This is a genomic window from Corynebacterium sp. CCUG 61414 (assembly GCF_024453945.1).
In the GTDB taxonomy this organism is placed as follows: domain Bacteria; phylum Actinomycetota; class Actinomycetes; order Mycobacteriales; family Mycobacteriaceae; genus Corynebacterium; species Corynebacterium pseudogenitalium.
This window is the reverse complement of the sequence record NZ_JAGPYU010000003.1, coordinates 114554-132230: the sequence shown is the minus strand read 5'-3', so window position 1 is coordinate 132230 and position 17677 is coordinate 114554. Positions and strand designations below refer to the sequence as shown.

Here is a 17677-nt window from a genome sequence, read left to right as displayed (position 1 = left end):
TGTAAGTATGCAACGCGCCCCCGACACGAGCAACAGTAAAGGTCGAACAGGGTTTCGAATCCCTGTGCCACAAAAAGCGAGACACCATGCTGTACGCTCTGCCCTATGTATTACGCAGACTTCCGCAACCGCGTCACCCCAATTCCCACGCCACCCGTTGTGCGGGCGGTGGCGGCGGGGTGCGTAGCGGCGTCGATAAGCGTGATGGCGGCACCGCTACCCGCAGCCGTAAAAGTCGGCGTTGCTCTCGCGGCGGTGCTCGTTGCCCGCTTCACCACCCGGGCGCACCCGTACCGCAAGGCTATGGCCGAGTTTGCGCGCAGCCGCAACGTCTCGCAGGTGCCGTCGCTCAGCATGGTGGTGCCGCTGATGCTGTGGTGGCTCGCAATCATGCTGAGCCCGCTGATCGCGCCGCTGCCCGGCTGGGGGCTGGCGCTGCTTGCGGGTGGGCTGTTTGTGGTGGCGTGGGTGCTCATGCCGCACGTCGACGGCACGCGGCGCCTCGCATACGCGCCTACAGCGCCCATCCAGAAGCGCTAGCGGTAGCGCTTCGGTACGTCAGCCGCACCGAGACTGAGCATGAGGCGGTTGGCCCAGTTGAAGAACGCCGCCGAGTTGATCAGGTCAAGGATCTCGAGCTCGCCGCAGCCGGCCTCGCGGAGGGCTTCGACGTGCTGTTGCGAGAACGCGATCGGCGTGTGTGTGAGCGCCACGGCGGCGTCGCGCAGCGCGTTCCACAGCGGGGTGCCCAGGTCCGCGGTCACGCCTTCGGCAAGGAGCCGGGAGATCGCCTCGGCGTCGCCGCCTTCCTGCTTCGCGCGCCCCTGGTGCACGGAAGCACAGTACTCGCACCCGTTGAGACGGGAGACCACGGTCGCGGCGAGTTCGCGCTCGGCGCGCCCCAGCCCGCCGTCGGTGTTGTAGAAAATGTCCAGGTCAGTCAGGGTGCGAGCCTTGAGCACCGCAGGGTCACGCGCGAGCAGCCGGAAGTACTCCATATCGATTCGTTCGGGCTTGAGCAGCGCGTCGCGGTGCTCGTCGGTGAATTCGGACTTGTCCAGGCTGGGCACCCACGCGCGCCAGCCCAGGGAGTGCTCCACGAACTTCGTCGGCGCCACGACCTCGGGCAACAGGGTGCGCGGCCCGGGCTCCCAGCCGGGGTCAGCCACGCCGTGCGCGCGCCCGCTAATCGACGCCCGCTGCGTCTCACCAGCGTCAACCCCGCCGAGCACCCGCACGCCGTGCACGACGCGCAACTGGAACGCCACGAACGCGATGAGCTGCCCCAACGTCACGATGCCGTTGTCGCTCCACCCGGCGGACTGCAGGTGCCCAATCGCTGCGGCGGTGGAATCCTTCGGGTGGACAACCAGCAGGTGTGCGAAGTCCAGGGCGGCGGCGAACTGCTCCGACGCCTCCCCAATGACGTCACCGAACAGGACGAAGTCGCCGTGCCAGTACGGCCCCTCGGATGCACCGCGCGCAATAGCGGCGTCGACGGCCTCGGCGAGGCCGGGGGCTTGGTCTTCGAGGTCCTCGAGCAGCTCCCGATAGAACGCGCTCGCAGTTGGTAGCCCGGTGAGCCCTGCCACGAACGCGGCGACACCATAGCGCCAGGCCAGCGGCACATCCCCCTCGTCGGCGGGCTCGAACAGAGCGGTAAACGTGAGCTCCGCGTTCTCGACTGCTTCCGGGCGGCGCCTGCGAAGGCGCGCGAGTTCCGGAGAGGCGTCGGCAAGCGTATCGATGATGTTAGACACTAAATTCTCCTAACTGCCGGGCACGGAAGCGCGCGCCCGGGATTGCATGGATCAAGTTCTTTGTCACTTCGTGGCGCGGCCACTGGAAGACGTCGTCCGTCGGGCCATACTCCACCTGGGTACCACGGCTGAGCACGCTGACCGTGTCCGAAACCTGGCGCACCACCGCCAAATCATGGGAAATAAATATGTAGGTCAGGCCCAGCTCTTGCTGCAGGTCCTCCAGCAGCCGGAGGATCTGCGCCTGCACCGTCACGTCGAGCGCGGAAACCGCCTCATCGAACACGACGAGCTCCGGCTCCACCACGAGCGCACGCGCAATAGCGACACGCTGGCGCTGCCCGCCGGAAAGCTGCGACGGGGTGCGCCGCGCGAACTGCTGCGGGTCCAGCGCCACGCGCGCCAGCACCTCGTGCGCCTTCGCGCGCGCCTCGCGTTTCGACGCCCCCGTCAGGTTCCGAACCGGCTCGGCCACGATGGCCTCCACCGTCATTTTAGGGTTCAGGGAAGAAAACGGGTTCTGGTGCACCAGCTGCACCGTGGAGCGCAGCTTCCGGCGGGTGGCGTCGTCGACGCCGGTCACGACGTTGCCGCCGATGGTGACGCTGCCGCTCGTCGGATCCCGGAACAGGGAGATCGCCCGCCCAGTCGTGGTCTTCCCGGAGCCGGATTCGCCCACAATCGCGTGCGTGGACCCTCGCTTCACTTCGAAGGAGACGTCATTGACGGCCACGAAGTCCCCATACTCCTGGCGCAGCTGATCCACGCGCACCAGCACGTCGCCGTCCGGCGCTGGCCGGTGGTAGGCGTTCGCGACGGCGAGCGAAGGGGCGTCGGCAAGCAGGCGCTGTGAATACTCCTCTTGCGGGTCGGCGAGCACCTCCGCGGCGGGGCCTTCCTCCACGACGACGCCGCGCTGCATAATCACCACGTCGTCGGCACGGTCACCCGCCACCGCCAAGTCGTGCGTGATCAGCACGATGCCGAGGTTGAGGCGCTCACGCATCTCGTCGAGCACGTCCAGCACCTTTTCCTGCACGGTCACATCCAGGGCGGACGTCGGCTCGTCGGCGATCAGTACCTGCGGCTCGGGCGCGATGGCTGCTGCGATGAGCACGCGCTGCTTCATCCCGCCCGAGAGCTCGTGCGGGTACTGGCCGTGGCGGCGCTGCGGGTCGTCGATGCCGACGGCCTCCATGAGCTCCAGCGCGCGTGCGCGACGGGAGGCGGCTGTGCCAATACCGTGGACCGCCATCGCCTCCTCGATCGAGGCCCCGACGGGCTTGAGCGGGTTGAGCGAATTGTTCGGGTCCTGCGGCACCAAGCCAATCTTCGCACCGCGCAGCTGACGCCACTGCCGCGGAGACAACTGCGTGATGTCCTTGCCTTGGAAATAGACTGCGCCGTCCAGCACCCGCGCGGACCCGCCGAGGAGTCCCAGAGTCGCCATCACCGAGGTCGTCTTGCCAGAGCCGGACTCCCCCACGATCGCGGTGAGTTTGCCAGGCGCGACGGAAAAGGACACGTCTTGCGCCGATGGCGGCTGATTGCCGTACGCGACGGTCAGGCCACGTACTTCAAGTAAAGGTTGCAGGGGTTGCATGGGTTAGGCCTCCGTACGAATGAGTTGGGACAGGTGGTTCGCGCTCATGACGGTGGCGATGATCGCCACGCCGGGCAGGACGATGATCCACCAGGCGGTGGCCATGAAGTCGCGGCCTTCGGCGATGATGAGGCCCCACTCCGGGATCGGCGGCGGGGCACCGTAGCCGAGGAACCCGAGGATGGACAGCTGCAGGATCGCCGTGCCGAACTGCAGGGCCGCCAGCGCGATGACCGGGGTGAGCGAGTTCGGCAGGATGTGGCGCACCAGCACCTGGGACTTCGTCGCACCTGAACCGTAGGCGGCCTCTACGAAGTCGGCACCGGCAACCTGCATCACCTGCGAGCGGGCGAGGCGGGCGAACGTCGCCACCGTGGTCATACCGACGGCGAACGCGGCCTGCAGCGAGCCGAAGCCCAGCACGATGATGATGGACAGAGACAGCAGGATGCCTGGGATAGCGAGCAGGACGTCCACGATCCGCATCAGTACGGTGTCGACTTTGCCTCGCAGCGCGCCCGCCACCAGGCCAATCAGCGTGCCGAACACCAGCCCGACCGCCACCGCGATCACCGCGCCGAGCAGCGACTGGCGCGCGCCGTAGACCACGCGCGAGTACACGTCGCGCCCCACGGCGTCGGTGCCGAAGAAGTGCTCCGCGCTCGGCGCTGCAAGGGCCACGTCGACGCCCTTGTATGGGTCGTGCGTGGCAAATATGCCCGGCAGCAGGGCCCACGCGCACGCAAGCAGCAGCACGAGCAGTGCGAGAACCGTGCCTGGTTGTTTCCAATGCTGTTTCCAATTCGTCGTTCGCATGGTTGCTACTCCCGTCCCGTTTCGATTGCCCGCACGTCGATGGCGTCGGCGGACTGGCTGGCGTACTGCTTCGGTGTTGCGGCAAACGGTCCGCCGGCGGTGCGCAGCCGCACGTCAAGCACCGGGTAGAGCAGGTCAATGATGAGGTTGATGGTCACGTACGCCACCGCCGCGATGAGGACTACGCCCAGCAGCACCGGCGTGTCGCGGTTCGACACGGCGGTGACCACCATGGAGCCCAACCCCGTACGCCCGAAGACGGTTTCCGTCACCACAGCACCACCGACGAGCTCGCCGAAGAGCAAACCAGCCATGGTCAGCGCTGGGAGCAGCGCGTTTCGCAGCACGTCGGACCAGAAGATGCGGGTCTCGCTCGCGCCGCGCGCACGCGCCACCTGCACGAATGGGCTGCGCTGCACCTCGTCGATGGAGCGGATCAGCACCTGCGCGAGCGGGGCCGCCATCGGGACGGACAGCGTGAGCGTCGGCAGCACGAGCCCCTCGAGCGGGCCCGGCGCAATCACGTTGATCCAGCCGAGCTCGAAGGACACGAGCTGCAGCAGCACGATCGCGATCCAGAACCCTGGCAGCGACACCATCAGGGAGGGCACCGCGCGAAACAGCGCGCCGATGCGCCCGGCGCCGGGCAGCGTCGCGACGAATGCGGTGATGAGTGCCACGATGATCGCGAGCCCGACCGAGGTCGCGGCCAACGCCAGCGTATGCGGCAGGGCGTCGGCGATGAGCTGGCCCACCGGCGTACCAGTACGCACGGAGTAGCCGAGACTGCCGGTGAACAGACCCGTCAGCGTCGCCACGTACTGCGTAAGCAACGGCTTATCGACGCCCATCTCCGAACGGATCGCCTCAATCTCAGCCTGGCTGAGTCCCAGTGCCGGGTCAGCGTAGCGGGCCATGACACCGTCGGATGGCAGAGCCGAAAGCAGAAAGAATGCGAGAGTGTAGGTCAGCAGCAGCACGATCAGTGCTTGGCCTACCCGCTTTACGATGTACGGCATGGCGTATCCCCTTCCTGGAGGTAGGCGCTATAGAGCGCAGGGCGTGCAACGGCTTCCACGCCGAACCCGCACAGACGTGGGCTGACGGCGTATACCTGTGGTTCTTCGAACAGCGGCAGCGTGTAGGCCTGCTCAGTGACGTAATCTTGGACGGCTTCCACTGCGCGGGCCCGGCCGGCGTCGTCGGGTGTGGAGACCACGGTCTGCAGCAGGTCTTCGAGGTGCTGGTCGATCACGTTGTCGTTTTCATCCTGGTTAATGAAGGAGTCTCGGCGCCCGACCGCGTAGTGCGACTCGATGGCGTCGTAGTCCGCCCGGCCGACCATCGTGTGGTAGAGCTGCACCTTGTTCGGGTCCTTCGACGCCACGTTTTGCGTCGAACGGTCGCCGGAGAGCACGGAGAGCTCAATGCCGATGTCGCGCAGGTTGGACTGCACCATCGTCATCACTTCGCGGGCGCGCGGCTGGGTCTGCGCGTAGTTGACGGTCAGGTGCAGACGCTCCCCGTCCTTGACGCGGATGCCGTCGCCACCCACGACCCACCCGGCCTCATCGAGGAGCTGCCGGGCAAGCTCCGGGTCGTATGTGTAGGCGTCGCCCTGGTTCTTGTAGCCCAAGCCGGTGGCGGCCACGCTCGAGGTCGCCAGCGGGTAGGAGTCAGAGAACAGGATGCGCAGCAGCTCTTCGCGGTCCACGCTGTGCGTGATCGCGCGGCGCACCCGGATGTCCTGCAGGTACGGGTGCTGCGGGCGCATCGCGATCTGGTTGTTCATCGCGTTCGTGCCGCGGGAGACAATCTGCACGCCGCGGTCTTTCAGGTGGCGCTCGGCGGACGCAGTCACGTCGCGCACGATGTCCGCCTGCCCGGATAGGACCGCGCCGGTGCGCATCGCCTCTTCGGCGGCGAGCCGGTACGTCACGCTGTCCAGCCGGGCGCGGCCCTGGTGTTCGAGGATGGGCGGTGCCCAGTCGTAGTCCTCGCGCGCCCGCAGCTCGATGGAGGTGCCCAGCTCCTCACCGGCGATGACGAACGGGCCGGAGCCGATGATGTTGTGGGCGCTGCCCGGCCCGAAGGACTCGTTGTCGAGCGCCAGGGTGGCGTCGGAAAGCAGCCCGGCGTTGTACACGGAGACCGCCTGGGCGAACCCCGGCGAGGGTGCGGTGAAGTGGAAGCGCACCGTGTCTTCGTCGATGACCTCGCCATAGTCGTAGTTCGAGATCTGCTCGGAGGCGTTGAGCAGCCGCTCCTTGTCGCCTTTGCCGTAGAGGTCGAAGTTGGCCACGACGTTCTCCGCGGTGAGCGGCGAGCCGTCGGAGTAGGTGACGTCGGTGCGGATGTCGAACGTGTATACCGTCGCGTCCTCGTTGATCTCCGGCAGCTTCGTGGCGATCCACGGGTGCAGCTCGAGCGTCTCCGGGTCCTGATAGAGCAGTCTGTCTGTTATTTGATTCACGACGCCACCATTCGGGTAGAACCCGGCCGCAGGCGGATAGAGCGAGGTAAACCAGTTCGGCTCCAGGTACGTGATTGCCTGCATGTCCCCGCTTTGCTCTGTTTGCCCTGCACATGCGGTGCATAATCCGAGTAGCGTGGTAGCCGCAAGCAGCGCTCCGGCCTGCGTTCGACGTGTGTGCTTCACTGTTCTCCCTTCGATGAGCGATAACGCTAACACAGATTAGACGGAGCGGTCTCATGCGTCTAGACTAAGCAGTCTAAACGGTCACTGTCGCAACAGGAAGGAACACACAGTGCAGCCAGCAATCGCCATCGTCGGCGCAGGTCCACGTGGCATTTCCATCATCGAACGCGTCGCCGCCACGCTCAACGAATCTAATTCCACCCAGTCGCTGACAATCCACCTCATCGACGACGCCCAGCACGGCGCCGGGCGCGTCTGGGACACCACACAAACCCACACGCTGTGCATGAACACGCTGGCCGGCGCCGTCACCCTCTTCACCGAACCCGGCGCGACCGTCACCGCCCCCGTACTCGAGGGCCCGACCATGTACGAGTGGATCCAACTCCTGCGCGGCGAGCGCGACGCCGTGTCCGCCACCAAGCAATCACTTTTCGACGCCCACCCAACCCCCGACCACGTCACCGCCGACTTCGGCGCGGAGCTGGCTGCCACCCGCCCGGAGTCCAACCCATCCCGCGCGCTGTACGGCGAGTACCTCCACTGGGTCCTCACGGTCGCGCTGGCGCAGCTCCCCGAACACGTGACCGTCACCAACCACCGCTCCCGCGCGCAGCGCATCACCGCCGAGAACGGCCGCGACGCCATCACGCTTGAGGACGGCACCACCGTCCACGCCGACGCCACCGTGCTCGCCACCGGCTGGGTCGTCCCCGAGCACCCGGTGGCCTTCCGCGGGCACTGGATTCAGCCGGGCAACCCGGTGGAACAGGACGTCGATACGCTGGTTGCTGGCGAAACCGCAATCGTGCGCGGCCTTGGCATGGGCTTTTTCGACCTCATGGCGCTGAGCACCATCAACCGCGGCGGCCGCTTCGTGCCCGCCGACACCCGCTCCGGCCTGCGCTACGAGCCCAGCGGTGCCGAGCCTCACCTCGTGGTCACCTCGGGCCGCGGCTACCCCTACCTGCCGAAATCCGAGTACCACTCGCTGCCGCCCAAGGCCGACCTCTCACGACTGCGCGCCGCGATCGAGCAGCACAGCGACGCCACAACACTCAGCTTCGGCGAGCAGCTCTGGCCCGCACTCATCCGCGACTCCTACGCCGCCTATTACACCACCCTCGCACGCGTACGCCCCGACGCCCTGCGGATCCCGCTTGCGGACATCATCGCGCGCATCGACGCCGCCCCAGTGTCTGAGGCCGCCACCCGCACCAGCCTCCTGCCCTGCGCCCGCGCACTCAACGAATCCCTTGCCGACGCCACCACCGACCCCTTCGACATCTCCTACTGGATCGACCCCCTCGCCGGGTGCGAAGGCCTCGACACCGAAAGCCTGAACTGTGTCATCGCCGACGCCCTGGCCCGCGACATCGCCGAGGCCATCGCCGCTCAGGACTCCCCCATCAAGTCCGCCCTGTGGGTGATCTCCGCAGGCCGCAAACCAACCGCCATCGCCGTCGAGAACGGCCGCGGCACCCCGGAGGACCAGCGCGGCGCGCTCTCCGACTACATGGCATTCGGCCAGATGGTCGGCTCCGGTCCTCCGATGTTCCGCTCCCGCGAGCTCCTCGCGCTTATCGACGCCGGCCTGGTCACCCTGCTCGGCCCAACCCCAACCGTCACGCAATCGGGCACACACTTCACGGCCACCAGCGCCGAGCGCACCGTCACCGCGGACACCCTCGCAGACGCCTTCCTGCCGTCCCCTAACATCACCCGCGCAGCCGACCCACTGACCGCGTCACTGTTGGAAAGCGAGCGCATCCGCCCCTTCGCGCCCTTCGGCACGCCCACCGGCTCCCCCGAAACCGACGCAGATACCCGCCGCACCATCCACCCCGACGGCACCCTGGACCCGCGCCTGCACATCGCAGGCATCCCCACCGGCAAGCAGTGGGCAGACACCACCATCTCCCCAATGCCCGGCACCGACCCGCGCATGCTGCAGGAAACAGACAAAACCGCACAGTCGCTGCTGCGGCAGGTAGGTGTACGCTAGCCCAGGTCGCGCGCAACCGCCCACCGGGTCAACTGGTGGCGGTTCGAGGTCTGCGTCTTACGCAAAATACTCGACGCATGCGTCTCCACCGTCTTCACGGAAATGAACAGGCGCTGCGCGATCTCCTTGTACGTGTAGCCCCGCGCCAGCAGGCGCAGCACCTCGAGTTCGCGCCGGGTCAGCGAGTCCACCGCCGGGTCGTCCTCCTCGACGACAGGCCTGCTCGCAAACGCATCAAGCACGAACCCCGCCAGGCGCGGCGAGAAGTACGCGTCCCCGCCGCGTACCCGCTCGATGGCCTCCGCGAGCTCCGCGCCCGCGATGTTCTTGGTCACGTACCCGCGGGCGCCCGCGCGGATTAGGGCAATGACGTCTTCGGCGGCGTCGGACACGCTGAGCACCAAGTACGCCGGGCCGGGTGCACGCTTCAGCACTGCGAGGCCGCCGCCGTCGGGCATGTGGACGTCGAGAAGCACGACGTCGGGCTGTGTCTGCTCGATCCCTCGCACCGCCTCGGCGACCGTGCCAGCCTCACCGACGATGTCCAGCTGGCCGTCGCCTGCGGCAGCCAGTTCGGCCTTCACTCCGGCCCGAAACACCGAGTGGTCGTCTACGAGAAACACGCGCGTCATAGGTCTAACGCTAGTTCGATCTCGGAGCCATTGCCTATCGACGACACCACGTGCGCCTCTCCCCCAACCCGCTCAACCCGCCCCACGATGGAATCGCGCAGCCCGTGCCGGTCCGCCGGCACCGCCTCCGGGTCGAAGCCGGCACCCCGGTCGCGCACGAACACCTCGAGCCTGCCCGCGAGGTGCTCCGCGTAGACGTCGATCGTGTCCACCCCCGCATGCTTTGCGGCGTTGACCATCGCCTCCCGGGCGGCGAGCACGACCGCTTCGGTGCGCTTGTCGAAAGGAAAGTCGTCTCCCACCGTGACCGGTTGAATCACGACCCCATAGGCGTCCTCCACCTCGCCAGCAGCCTTGCGCAACGCGGCGAAGGTGGTGGTGTGGTTGGACACGGTATCGTCGAACAGCCAGGCGCGAAGCTCACGCTCCTGGCCACGGGCAAGCCGAACCACCTCGTCCGGGTCACCCGCCTGGCGCTGAATCAGCGCCAAGGTCTGCAGCACCGAGTCATGCAAGCGGGAGGCGATCTCCGCGCGCTGGTCCGCCACCGCCTTCTGTTCACGCTCCGCGACGAGCGAGTTCGCCAACTTCGTAATCAACGGCACCACCAGCACCGCCACCCCCAGCACCGTCACCAGCACAGAGACAACCACACCGGCGACCCCGCTGCTTTCCCCCATCAGCGCTACCGCCAGCACCCCACCCATCACGAGCAGCGCTCCCAAGGACAGCGCCGCGAGGTTCTTCCATGAGGCCGTACCGCGGTCGTAGGCCTGCAACGCGATAATCGCACCCACTATGAGTACGCCAACCACGAACAGCACAGCCGATCCAACACCCGAGGAGCCCTGCAAGGACAGCAGCGCGCCCACAAACCCCACCAACACGAGGAAAACATCCAGCGCTCCAGGACGCTGCCGAGGCTCGGTGCTCTCGGCAACCGGGGTGAACATCCACAAGCCCGAGTACAGTAACGCCCCCAGCCCACCGGCGAAACTGGCGACAACAAAAAACAGCCGCACCCACCGCACATCCACCCCAAGGTGTCCCGCCACGCCAGAAGCCACACCCGCAATGACGCGGCGGGACGGGTCCCGGGTCAGCCGGGGATACAAAGCAGACATGCACTCATCTTTACACGCACAGTTCCTTGGGCACATCGGGGTAAACCCTGAAATCAAAAATCAGGGTCATTCCCGATACCGCCCGCGGGCCCACCACGGGACAATAAAGACATGGAAACCAACACACTGAAGCGCATGTGGGAGACCCGCCCACCCCGCATCCCAAAGGACCAGGGCGGCAAGGCTGCCATCGGCGGCGTCTGCGAAGGCATCGGCGCCCGCTACCAAATCGACCCGACACTGATCCGCGTTATCTTCGTAGCACTTGCACTCATATTCGGTGGTGGCCTCTTCCTCTACCTGCTGTGCTGGATCAACATGCCACGCTTCGGCATGACCCGCAGCCCGTGGAACGCAATTATCACGCCGAAAGAACAACTCACCGAACCGGAGAAGAAGGACCGCAGCACCGGTTGGTGGCTGCTGCTTGGCCTAGTGGTCTTCTTCCCATCTGTCTCAGCCGCAGGCGATCTCAACGGGGTGCTCGTTACGTTCGTGTTGTTCTCGCTCGGCTGGTACCTCGCTCACCAGCGCCGACCCGAGCCCCCGGCAGGACTGCTGGCAATGAACCCCGAGGAGGCGCCGACAAGCGAAGGCCCCACCGTGGACACCTCGCACCTCACCGTGTCCGAAGGCTACGAGCATCCTGGCACGCCACCCGCGTGGGACCCGCTCGGCGCGGCACCCGGGCTGTGGCACCTACCCGAACCAACCGAGCCAGCGCCGGAGCGTGCGCGACCAAAGAAGCGCTACTGGCTGTGGATCCCCGTCACGCTGGTGCTGACAACGGCAACAGTGTTTGCGCTGGGGGCCACCAGCGAAGTGCGACTTGGCAATTACAGCCGCTTCGGCAGCGCGTACATCACCGTGTACGACGTCGACGAGCTACCAGACCCAATGGGCACCCCCGACTTCATCGGCGAGTCCTACATCGACTTCACCGATCTCGAACCGCTGAGTGAGCCGAAAACGGTCAACATTGCGAACAACATCGGCAGCACCGATATCATCCTGCCGGAAAACGTCCCCGTCGACATCAACTGCAAGGTGAACATCGGCGAGGCCGCATGCCCCGAAGAACGACAAAACGCGAACACAGACAGCGCACTACTCACGATTAACGTGTCGCAGCGCGTCGGATCCGTGTCCGCGTACTACGCCCGCGAGGACGCGGGCGAAAGAAACTGACTTACTCCCACTCGATGGTGGCCGGCGGCTTGGAGGTCACGTCCAGCACCACGCGGTTGACGTCCGCCACCTCGTTGGTGATGCGGGTCGAGATGGCCTCCAGCGTCTCGTACGGGATGCGTACCCAGTCCGCGGTCATCGCATCCTCGGACGCGACAGGGCGCAGCACAATCGGGTGGCCGTAGGTGCGGCCGTCGCCCTGCACACCCACCGAGCGGACATCGGCCAGCAGCACGACCGGGCACTGCCAAATCTGGTCATCCAGACCAGCCTTGGTCAGCTCCTCGCGAGCAATCGCGTCAGCAGCGCGCAGGGTTTCCAGGCGCTCCTCGGTGACCTCACCAATGATGCGGATGCCCAGGCCCGGGCCCGGGAACGGCTGACGGTTCACGATCACCTCAGGCAGGCCCAGCTCGCGGCCGACCGCGCGGACCTCGTCCTTAAACAGCAGACGAAGCGGCTCGACCAGCTCGAACTCGACGTCATCCGGCAGACCGCCGACGTTGTGGTGGCTCTTAATGTTCGCGGTACCGGTGCCACCGCCCGACTCGACGACGTCCGGGTACAGCGTGCCCTGCACCAAGTAGTCCACCTTGTGGTCCGACAACACATCAGCCACGGCGCGCTCGAAGGAACGGATGAACTCCGCACCGATCGCCTTGCGCTTGGCCTCCGGCTCGGTCACCCCGGCCAGTTTGTCCAGGAAGGCCTTGCGCTCATCGACAGTGACAAGCTTCGCGCCGGTCGCAGCGACGAAGTCCTTCTCCACCTGTTCGCGCTCGCCCTGACGCAGCAGGCCGTGGTCCACAAACACGCACGTTAGGCGGTCACCGATCGCGCGCTGCACCAGCGCCGCAGCAACAGCCGAGTCCACACCACCGGACAGGCCACAGATGGCGTAGCCGTCCCCAACCTGGGTGCGAACCTGCTCAATGAGCTGCTCCGCAATATTGGATGCCGTCCAGTTCTGCTCCAGACCAGCGATCTCGGTGAGGAAGCGCGTCAGCACCTCCTGGCCGTGCGGCGAGTGCATCACCTCCGGGTGGTACTGCACACCGGCGAACTTGCGCTCCACGTTCTCGAACGCGGCGACCGGCGCACCCTTCGAAGACGCGGTGACCTCGAAGCCCTCCGGAGCCTGCGCTACCGAATCACCGTGGCTCATCCACACCTTGTGCTCCTCCGGCAAGCCGGCGTGCAGCACACCACCCATGACGTTCATCGCCGTGCGGCCGTACTCACGGGCGCCGGTCTGCTCAACCTTGCCGCCGAGCGCCTGCGTCATCACCTGGAAGCCGTAGCAGATGCCGAAGATCGGAATCCCCAACTCGAAAATCTCAGGGTCCAACTGCGGGGCGCCATCCTCATACACGGACGACGGGCCGCCGGACAGGACAAGCGCCAGCGGCTGCTTCTCCTTCACCTCCGCAGCGGAGATCGTGGACGGAACGACTTCGGAGAACACGTGCGCCTCACGCACACGACGCGCAATGAGCTGCGCGTACTGCGCACCGAAATCAACAACAAGAACAGGGCGAGTTTGAGCTGTAGTCACGCACCAAATCTTAACCTACGCAGCACCTAATGTGTACGTGAGCCCGATGACAGTGTCCTGCGCACCACATTCCCGCGCGCACAATTCGGGACCTGGGGAAACACCAATGCACCCGGCCGAAATACTGGAATCTGGTGCGGGAATCCCTTCGAAACAACAAAACACCACCCGCCAGGCAGGTGGTGTCTTCAGCGTTGCGGCGTTACAACAGACTACTTCAGCAGCGCACGCAGGTTCTCCAGCGCATCGTGCACCCCGTCAATCGCCGGGTCGGAGCCCAGCTTCTGCGAGGAAGCGTGCAGGCGCTCGATAGAGTTATCAGCAGCCTGGATAGCGCGGTGCACCTGAGCAACAAGCGGCTCGATGTTCTCGCCGAACGGCTCCTGCGCCGTGGTCTGGGACCAGCGACGAATCATCTCGAGCGGCATCTTGGTCAGCTCGGAAATCGAGTTCACCTTCAGGTCCACGCGGTTCGCCAGGGAGGAGTGCAGGAAGACTGCGTCGTCCATCTGCTTCACGTCCACCTCGAGGGCGTCGAACAGCATAGAGAGCACCTCGCCGCGGTTCGCCTCAAGGGAGAAAATCGCGGTCTGCGCAGTATGCAGACGAGCCAGCGCAATCGCCATACGCGCGGACGCCGCCTTCTTCGCCAACTCGCCAGCCACCTCGTTGAGCGACTGCGCGTTCTCGTCGATGATGCCACGCATCGTTGCCCACACCTGCAGCGGTGCAAGCAACAGCGTACGGGCAGCGCCCTCCGCCATGACGTTTTCCATCTCGCCCTTCACACTGTTGGTCACAGCGTTTTCTTCCACCAAAGTCTGGCTGGCCTTTGCCAGTTCTTCGGCGGCTTCCTTAATGGAGGACTGGATTTCCATGAAGCGGTCCAGCTCGCGGTAGAGGCGCTTAGTGGCCTCGTACACCTCGCCGGTGCCCTCTGGAAGGTCGAAGCCCGCTTCCTCACGCGCCAGCACCTCGGCCGGCAGCGCTTCGGCAACGAAGGCGTCGTAATCAGGCACAAGCTCCTGCAGCTTGTCCAAGCCAAGCTCTGCACGGCGGCGACGGCCAACGCCCTCGTGGCGCGCCTTCCACTCAACGTCGTTCACCGCTTGGTACACGTCGCCGACGACCTTGAACAGTTCGGTCATCGGGCGGGTGCGCACCGAGAGGTAGTCGCCATTTGGCAGAGGCGTCACGGTAGCAAACACGTCGTACGCAGAGCCGCTCTTTGCGCGGTTACGGACATAGCCTGCGAACGGTCGGCCGTCCTCAATGACGTCCCACATCAGCTTGAACGCGCCACCAGGCATCTCAATATGGCGAATGAGATTGTGTGGCTTCCCGATCATCTCGACTTCGGGATACTGCGCGTAGTGAATAAAGACCTCATTGACATGGGTCATAATGCCCTTGCTGTCCGTCACCGAGAAGAAGATGTGGTTGACATCAACCTCGTGGTGTGGGCCGTCAGGGGCATCTCGTTTAATAACTACTTCGTAGGCCATATTCGATATATTAGGTCAATCTGTTTACGGGCGGACGGTCACGTCGACCTTTTGGAACGACTTGAGATCAGTGTACCCACATTTCGCCATAATACGGCGCAAACCGCCCACTAAGTTCGTGGCAGCGCCCGAATCGCTCGATGGACCGAACAAAATCTCAGACAGCGGAAGACGATCGCCGAACTCCCAGTTGGCAACCTCGCCGCGCGGGAAGCGCGGGTGCGCAGCCGCCGGTTCCCAGTACGCGCCGCCAGCAGCGGCCTCGTTCGCCTTCGCGAACAGACTGCCTACCATGACGGCGTCGGCGCCCATGGCGAGTGCCAACGCGATGTCTCCGGCGTTCGACGGTGCCGAATCAGCGATGACGTGGACATAACGGCCACCGGTCTCGTCCAAGTAGTCGCGGCGAGCCGCAGCCACGTCGGCAATCGCAGTTGCGAGAGGAACGTCCAGCGCCAGGCCGGAAGAGGAGCGACCCGAACCAACAATCACGCCGGCTGCGCCAGCACGCATCAGGTGCGTGGCCGTCGTGTAGTCGAAGACGCCACCTGCGATGACCGGAACGTCGAGGGAGCCGATGAACTCCTTCAAGTTCAGCGGTTCCCCACCGGGCTGCACGTGCTCGGCGGAAATCAACGTGCCCTGCACGAACAGGATCTCTGCACCGGCCTTGATCACTGCCGGAGCAAGCTCGCGCACGTTTTGCGGGCTCACGCGCACAGCGACGGTCGCGCCCGACGCGCGGACCTGCGCAATGCGCTCGCTCAACACGTCCAAATTAATTGGGGCCTGATGGAGTTTCTGCAGCGTTGCCGTAGCCTTGGCAATCTTGCTAGGAATCTCGTGGTAGTTCTCCTGCTCGAGGTCCTTGGGATTTGGCGCCTGCCCGCAGACCTCGTTGATCGCCTCTTCGAAGTTCGCGTGGCGGCCCAGGATGCCCTCGGCGTTGAGCACCGCAAGTCCACCCTGCTTACCCATCTCGATGGCGAACTCGGGGCTCGCTAGGGCATCGGTCGGGTGGGATACGAGCGGCATGTCAAAGGAGTAGGCGTCGATGTGCCACTCCGTGTTGACGTCCTTCGACGAGCGGGTGCGCCGCGTCGGAACCAGGGTCAGATCGTCAAGGTCGTAGGCCTTGCGGGCTTCGCGTCCGATGCCAATTTCTACATATTCACGCATGTCAGGTTCTCTCCTTCAGGAGCCAGTCAGAAAGGATTAGTTGTGGTAGTTCGGCGCTGCAACCGTTTGCGTGATGTCATGCGGGTGCGATTCGCGCAAGCCAGCCGTGGTGATTTGGACGAACTGCTTCGTCTGCAGTTCTGCGATCGAGGCGGAGCCGGTGTAGCCCATCGCGGCGCGCAGACCACCGACGATCTGGTGGGTGATGGCGTCGATATCTCCGCGGAACGGAACGCGGCCCTCGACGCCCTCCGGCACCAGCTTGTCTTCGCTGGTGACGTCTGCCTGGAAGTAGCGGTCCTTGGAGAAGGAGCGCTTTTCGCCGGTCAGGCCACGGCCCTGCATCGCGCCCATCGAGCCCATGCCGCGGTAGCGCTTGTACTGCTTACCCCCAACAACCACGACGTCACCGGGTGCCTCAGTGGTGCCTGCGAGCATGGAGCCGAGCATGACGGTCGATGCGCCAGCGGCGAGGGCCTTAGCAACGTCGCCGGAGAACTGCATGCCACCGTCTGCGATGATCGGTACTCCGGCCTTGTGAGCAGGTACGGAAGCCTCCAGGATGGACGTGATCTGTGGTGCTCCGACGCCCGCAACAACGCGGGTGGTGCAAATGGAGCCAGGACCGATGCCAACCTTGATCGCGTCCGCACCGGCATCGATCATGGCCTGCGCGGCTTCGCGCGTTGCCAGGTTGCCGCCGACGACGTCAACGCGGTCGCCGAAGTCCTTCTTCACACGGGACACCATCTCCAGCACGCGGTTGTTATGTGCGTGCGCAGAGTCGACGACGAGGGCGTCGACACCCGCCTCAACGAGCAGCGCGGCACGCTCGTAGGACTCTTCACCAGTGCCGATACCAGCGGCAACAAGCAGACGGCCGTTCGAGTCCTTCGACGCGTTCGGGTACTGCTCGCTCTTCACGAAGTCCTTCACCGTGATCAGGCCAACCAGCTTGCCTGCCTTGTCCACGATCGGCAGCTTCTCCACCTTGTTCGCCGACAGCAGCGCGAGTGCCTCCTGCTTATCGACGCCCTCATCCGCCACAACCAGCGGCATCGGTGTCATCACCTCTGCGACCTTGCGGTCGTAGTCCGGCTCGAAGCGCATATCGCGGTTGGTGATGATGCCCACCAGGCGCTCGTCGGCGTCGATCACCGGCAGGCCCGAGATGTGGAAGCGGCCGCACAGCGCGTCGACGTCACGAATCGTCATGTCTGGTGTGGCGGTCACCGGGTTGGTGACCATGCCGGACTCAGAACGCTTTACGATGTCAACCTGCTCCGCCTGGTCCTGAGCGCTCAGGTTACGGTGGAGCACGCCAATGCCACCCTGGCGCGCCATCGCGATCGCCATCCGCGACTCCGTGACCGTATCCATCGCAGCCGATGCGATCGGGATACCCAGCTTGATGTTGCGGCTGAACTGCGAGCTCGTGCTCACTTCGGCCGGCACAATGTGAGACTCGGCTGGCAGCAGCAGCACATCATCAAAGGTCAAGCCCCGCAGTGCAACCTTGTGCGGGTCATCCCCACCTGTAAGAACTCGCTCGTTTGCCATTGACAACTTCTCCTTCCGCGCGCGGTGTACCCGACATTGGTTTTCAGCCATGATATAACGTCGCGCGACACGACACACAGCGGCGTCGAAA

The 17677-nt window shown here is 65.1% G+C and carries 14 protein-coding genes; 3 read left to right on the top strand and 11 right to left on the bottom strand.

Annotated elements, in window-relative coordinates; all coding sequences use genetic code 11:
- Window positions 1-105: 105 nt before the first annotated feature.
- The gene (locus KBX14_RS04270) at window positions 106-540 is read left to right on the top strand and encodes a hypothetical protein (protein ID WP_256041899.1); all 435 of its coding nucleotides are present in this window, start codon (window positions 106-108) and stop codon (window positions 538-540) included.
- Here KBX14_RS04270 and KBX14_RS04265 read toward each other — a convergent pair.
- Genes KBX14_RS04265 through KBX14_RS04245 form a run of 5 tightly spaced genes read right to left on the bottom strand, consistent with a single transcriptional unit; the run spans window position 537 to window position 6736 of the window.
- Entirely contained in the window at window positions 537-1760 is a 1224-nt protein-coding gene (locus KBX14_RS04265) for an alkylhydroperoxidase domain protein (protein ID WP_256041898.1), read from the bottom strand. The two genes, KBX14_RS04270 and KBX14_RS04265, sit on opposite strands and share 4 nt — an antisense overlap.
- Window positions 1753-3363 (bottom strand): ABC transporter ATP-binding protein, encoded by a 1611-nt coding sequence (locus KBX14_RS04260; RefSeq protein WP_256041897.1) that lies wholly within the window; start codon window positions 3361-3363, stop codon window positions 1753-1755. The genes KBX14_RS04265 and KBX14_RS04260 overlap by 8 nt, the downstream gene beginning before the upstream one ends.
- 3 nt (window positions 3364-3366) lie before the next feature.
- On the bottom strand, window positions 3367-4179 hold the full coding sequence (locus tag KBX14_RS04255) for an ABC transporter permease (protein ID WP_070363026.1): 813 nt from the start codon (window positions 4177-4179) through the stop codon (window positions 3367-3369).
- Window positions 4180-4184: 5 nt separating this feature from the next.
- Complete coding sequence (locus KBX14_RS04250; protein WP_083290815.1) at window positions 4185-5198, bottom strand: ABC transporter permease; 1014 nt, start codon at window positions 5196-5198, stop codon at window positions 4185-4187.
- On the bottom strand, window positions 5183-6736 hold the full coding sequence (locus KBX14_RS04245) for a TIGR04028 family ABC transporter substrate-binding protein (RefSeq protein WP_305083525.1): 1554 nt from the start codon (window positions 6734-6736) through the stop codon (window positions 5183-5185). The genes KBX14_RS04250 and KBX14_RS04245 overlap by 16 nt, the downstream gene beginning before the upstream one ends.
- 211 nt (window positions 6737-6947) lie before the next feature.
- Here KBX14_RS04245 and KBX14_RS04240 point away from each other — a divergent pair, with 211 nt between their 5' ends.
- Window positions 6948-8843 (top strand): FAD/NAD(P)-binding protein, encoded by a 1896-nt coding sequence (locus tag KBX14_RS04240; protein WP_256041896.1) that lies wholly within the window; start codon window positions 6948-6950, stop codon window positions 8841-8843.
- On the opposite strand, the gene KBX14_RS04235 is transcribed toward KBX14_RS04240, so the two are convergent.
- Together KBX14_RS04235 and KBX14_RS04230 are read right to left on the bottom strand one after the other, a co-directional pair.
- Window positions 8840-9475 (bottom strand): response regulator transcription factor, encoded by a 636-nt coding sequence (locus tag KBX14_RS04235; RefSeq protein WP_070363029.1) that lies wholly within the window; start codon window positions 9473-9475, stop codon window positions 8840-8842. The genes KBX14_RS04240 and KBX14_RS04235 overlap by 4 nt on opposite strands.
- On the bottom strand, window positions 9472-10599 hold the full coding sequence (locus KBX14_RS04230; protein WP_070363030.1) for an ATP-binding protein: 1128 nt from the start codon (window positions 10597-10599) through the stop codon (window positions 9472-9474). Before KBX14_RS04230 ends, KBX14_RS04235 begins: the two co-directional genes overlap by 4 nt.
- A gap of 111 nt (window positions 10600-10710) precedes the next feature.
- Here KBX14_RS04230 and KBX14_RS04225 point away from each other — a divergent pair, with 111 nt between their 5' ends.
- Window positions 10711-11787 carry a PspC domain-containing protein gene (locus KBX14_RS04225; protein ID WP_070363031.1) on the top strand — a complete coding sequence of 359 codons (1077 nt, stop codon included), beginning with the start codon at window positions 10711-10713 and terminating at the stop codon, window positions 11785-11787.
- Between the two features lies 1 nt (window position 11788).
- Here the strand turns inward: KBX14_RS04225 and guaA are convergent, their stop codons facing one another.
- The 4 genes from guaA to guaB form a co-directional block, all read right to left on the bottom strand.
- On the bottom strand, window positions 11789-13342 hold the full coding sequence (gene guaA / locus KBX14_RS04220; RefSeq protein WP_256041895.1) for a glutamine-hydrolyzing GMP synthase: 1554 nt from the start codon (window positions 13340-13342) through the stop codon (window positions 11789-11791).
- A 212-nt stretch (window positions 13343-13554) separates the two neighbouring features.
- Window positions 13555-14847 carry a PAS domain-containing protein gene (locus KBX14_RS04215; protein ID WP_070477610.1) on the bottom strand — a complete coding sequence of 431 codons (1293 nt, stop codon included), beginning with the start codon at window positions 14845-14847 and terminating at the stop codon, window positions 13555-13557.
- Between the two features lie 24 nt (window positions 14848-14871).
- A complete protein-coding gene (locus KBX14_RS04210; protein WP_070363034.1) occupies window positions 14872-16026 on the bottom strand; it encodes a GuaB3 family IMP dehydrogenase-related protein in 1155 nt (384 codons plus the stop codon).
- Between the two features lie 36 nt (window positions 16027-16062).
- Window positions 16063-17586: an IMP dehydrogenase gene (guaB, locus tag KBX14_RS04205; RefSeq protein WP_070363035.1), complete on the bottom strand. Its 1524-nt coding sequence runs from the start codon at window positions 17584-17586 to the stop codon at window positions 16063-16065.
- Between the last annotated feature and the right edge of the window lie 91 nt (window positions 17587-17677).

Excerpts from the sequence above, each read along its gene's own strand:
- KBX14_RS04260 (WP_256041897.1), bottom strand. The coding sequence starts at position 3,363 with ATGCAACCCCTGCAACCTTTACTTGAAGTACGTGGCCTGACCGTCGCG.
- KBX14_RS04255 (WP_070363026.1), bottom strand. The coding sequence starts at position 4,179 with ATGCGAACGACGAATTGGAAACAGCATTGGAAACAACCAGGCACGGTT.
- KBX14_RS04225 (WP_070363031.1), top strand. The coding sequence starts at position 10,711 with ATGGAAACCAACACACTGAAGCGCATGTGGGAGACCCGCCCACCCCGC.
- KBX14_RS04230 (WP_070363030.1), bottom strand. The coding sequence starts at position 10,599 with ATGTCTGCTTTGTATCCCCGGCTGACCCGGGACCCGTCCCGCCGCGTC.
- KBX14_RS04235 (WP_070363029.1), bottom strand. The coding sequence starts at position 9,475 with ATGACGCGCGTGTTTCTCGTAGACGACCACTCGGTGTTTCGGGCCGGA.
- guaB (WP_070363035.1), bottom strand. The coding sequence starts at position 17,586 with ATGGCAAACGAGCGAGTTCTTACAGGTGGGGATGACCCGCACAAGGTT.
- KBX14_RS04215 (WP_070477610.1), bottom strand. The coding sequence starts at position 14,847 with ATGGCCTACGAAGTAGTTATTAAACGAGATGCCCCTGACGGCCCACAC.
- KBX14_RS04210 (WP_070363034.1), bottom strand. The coding sequence starts at position 16,026 with ATGCGTGAATATGTAGAAATTGGCATCGGACGCGAAGCCCGCAAGGCC.
- KBX14_RS04245 (WP_305083525.1), bottom strand. The coding sequence starts at position 6,736 with ATGCAGGCAATCACGTACCTGGAGCCGAACTGGTTTACCTCGCTCTAT.
- KBX14_RS04250 (WP_083290815.1), bottom strand. The coding sequence starts at position 5,198 with ATGCCGTACATCGTAAAGCGGGTAGGCCAAGCACTGATCGTGCTGCTG.
- KBX14_RS04270 (WP_256041899.1), top strand. The coding sequence starts at position 106 with ATGTATTACGCAGACTTCCGCAACCGCGTCACCCCAATTCCCACGCCA.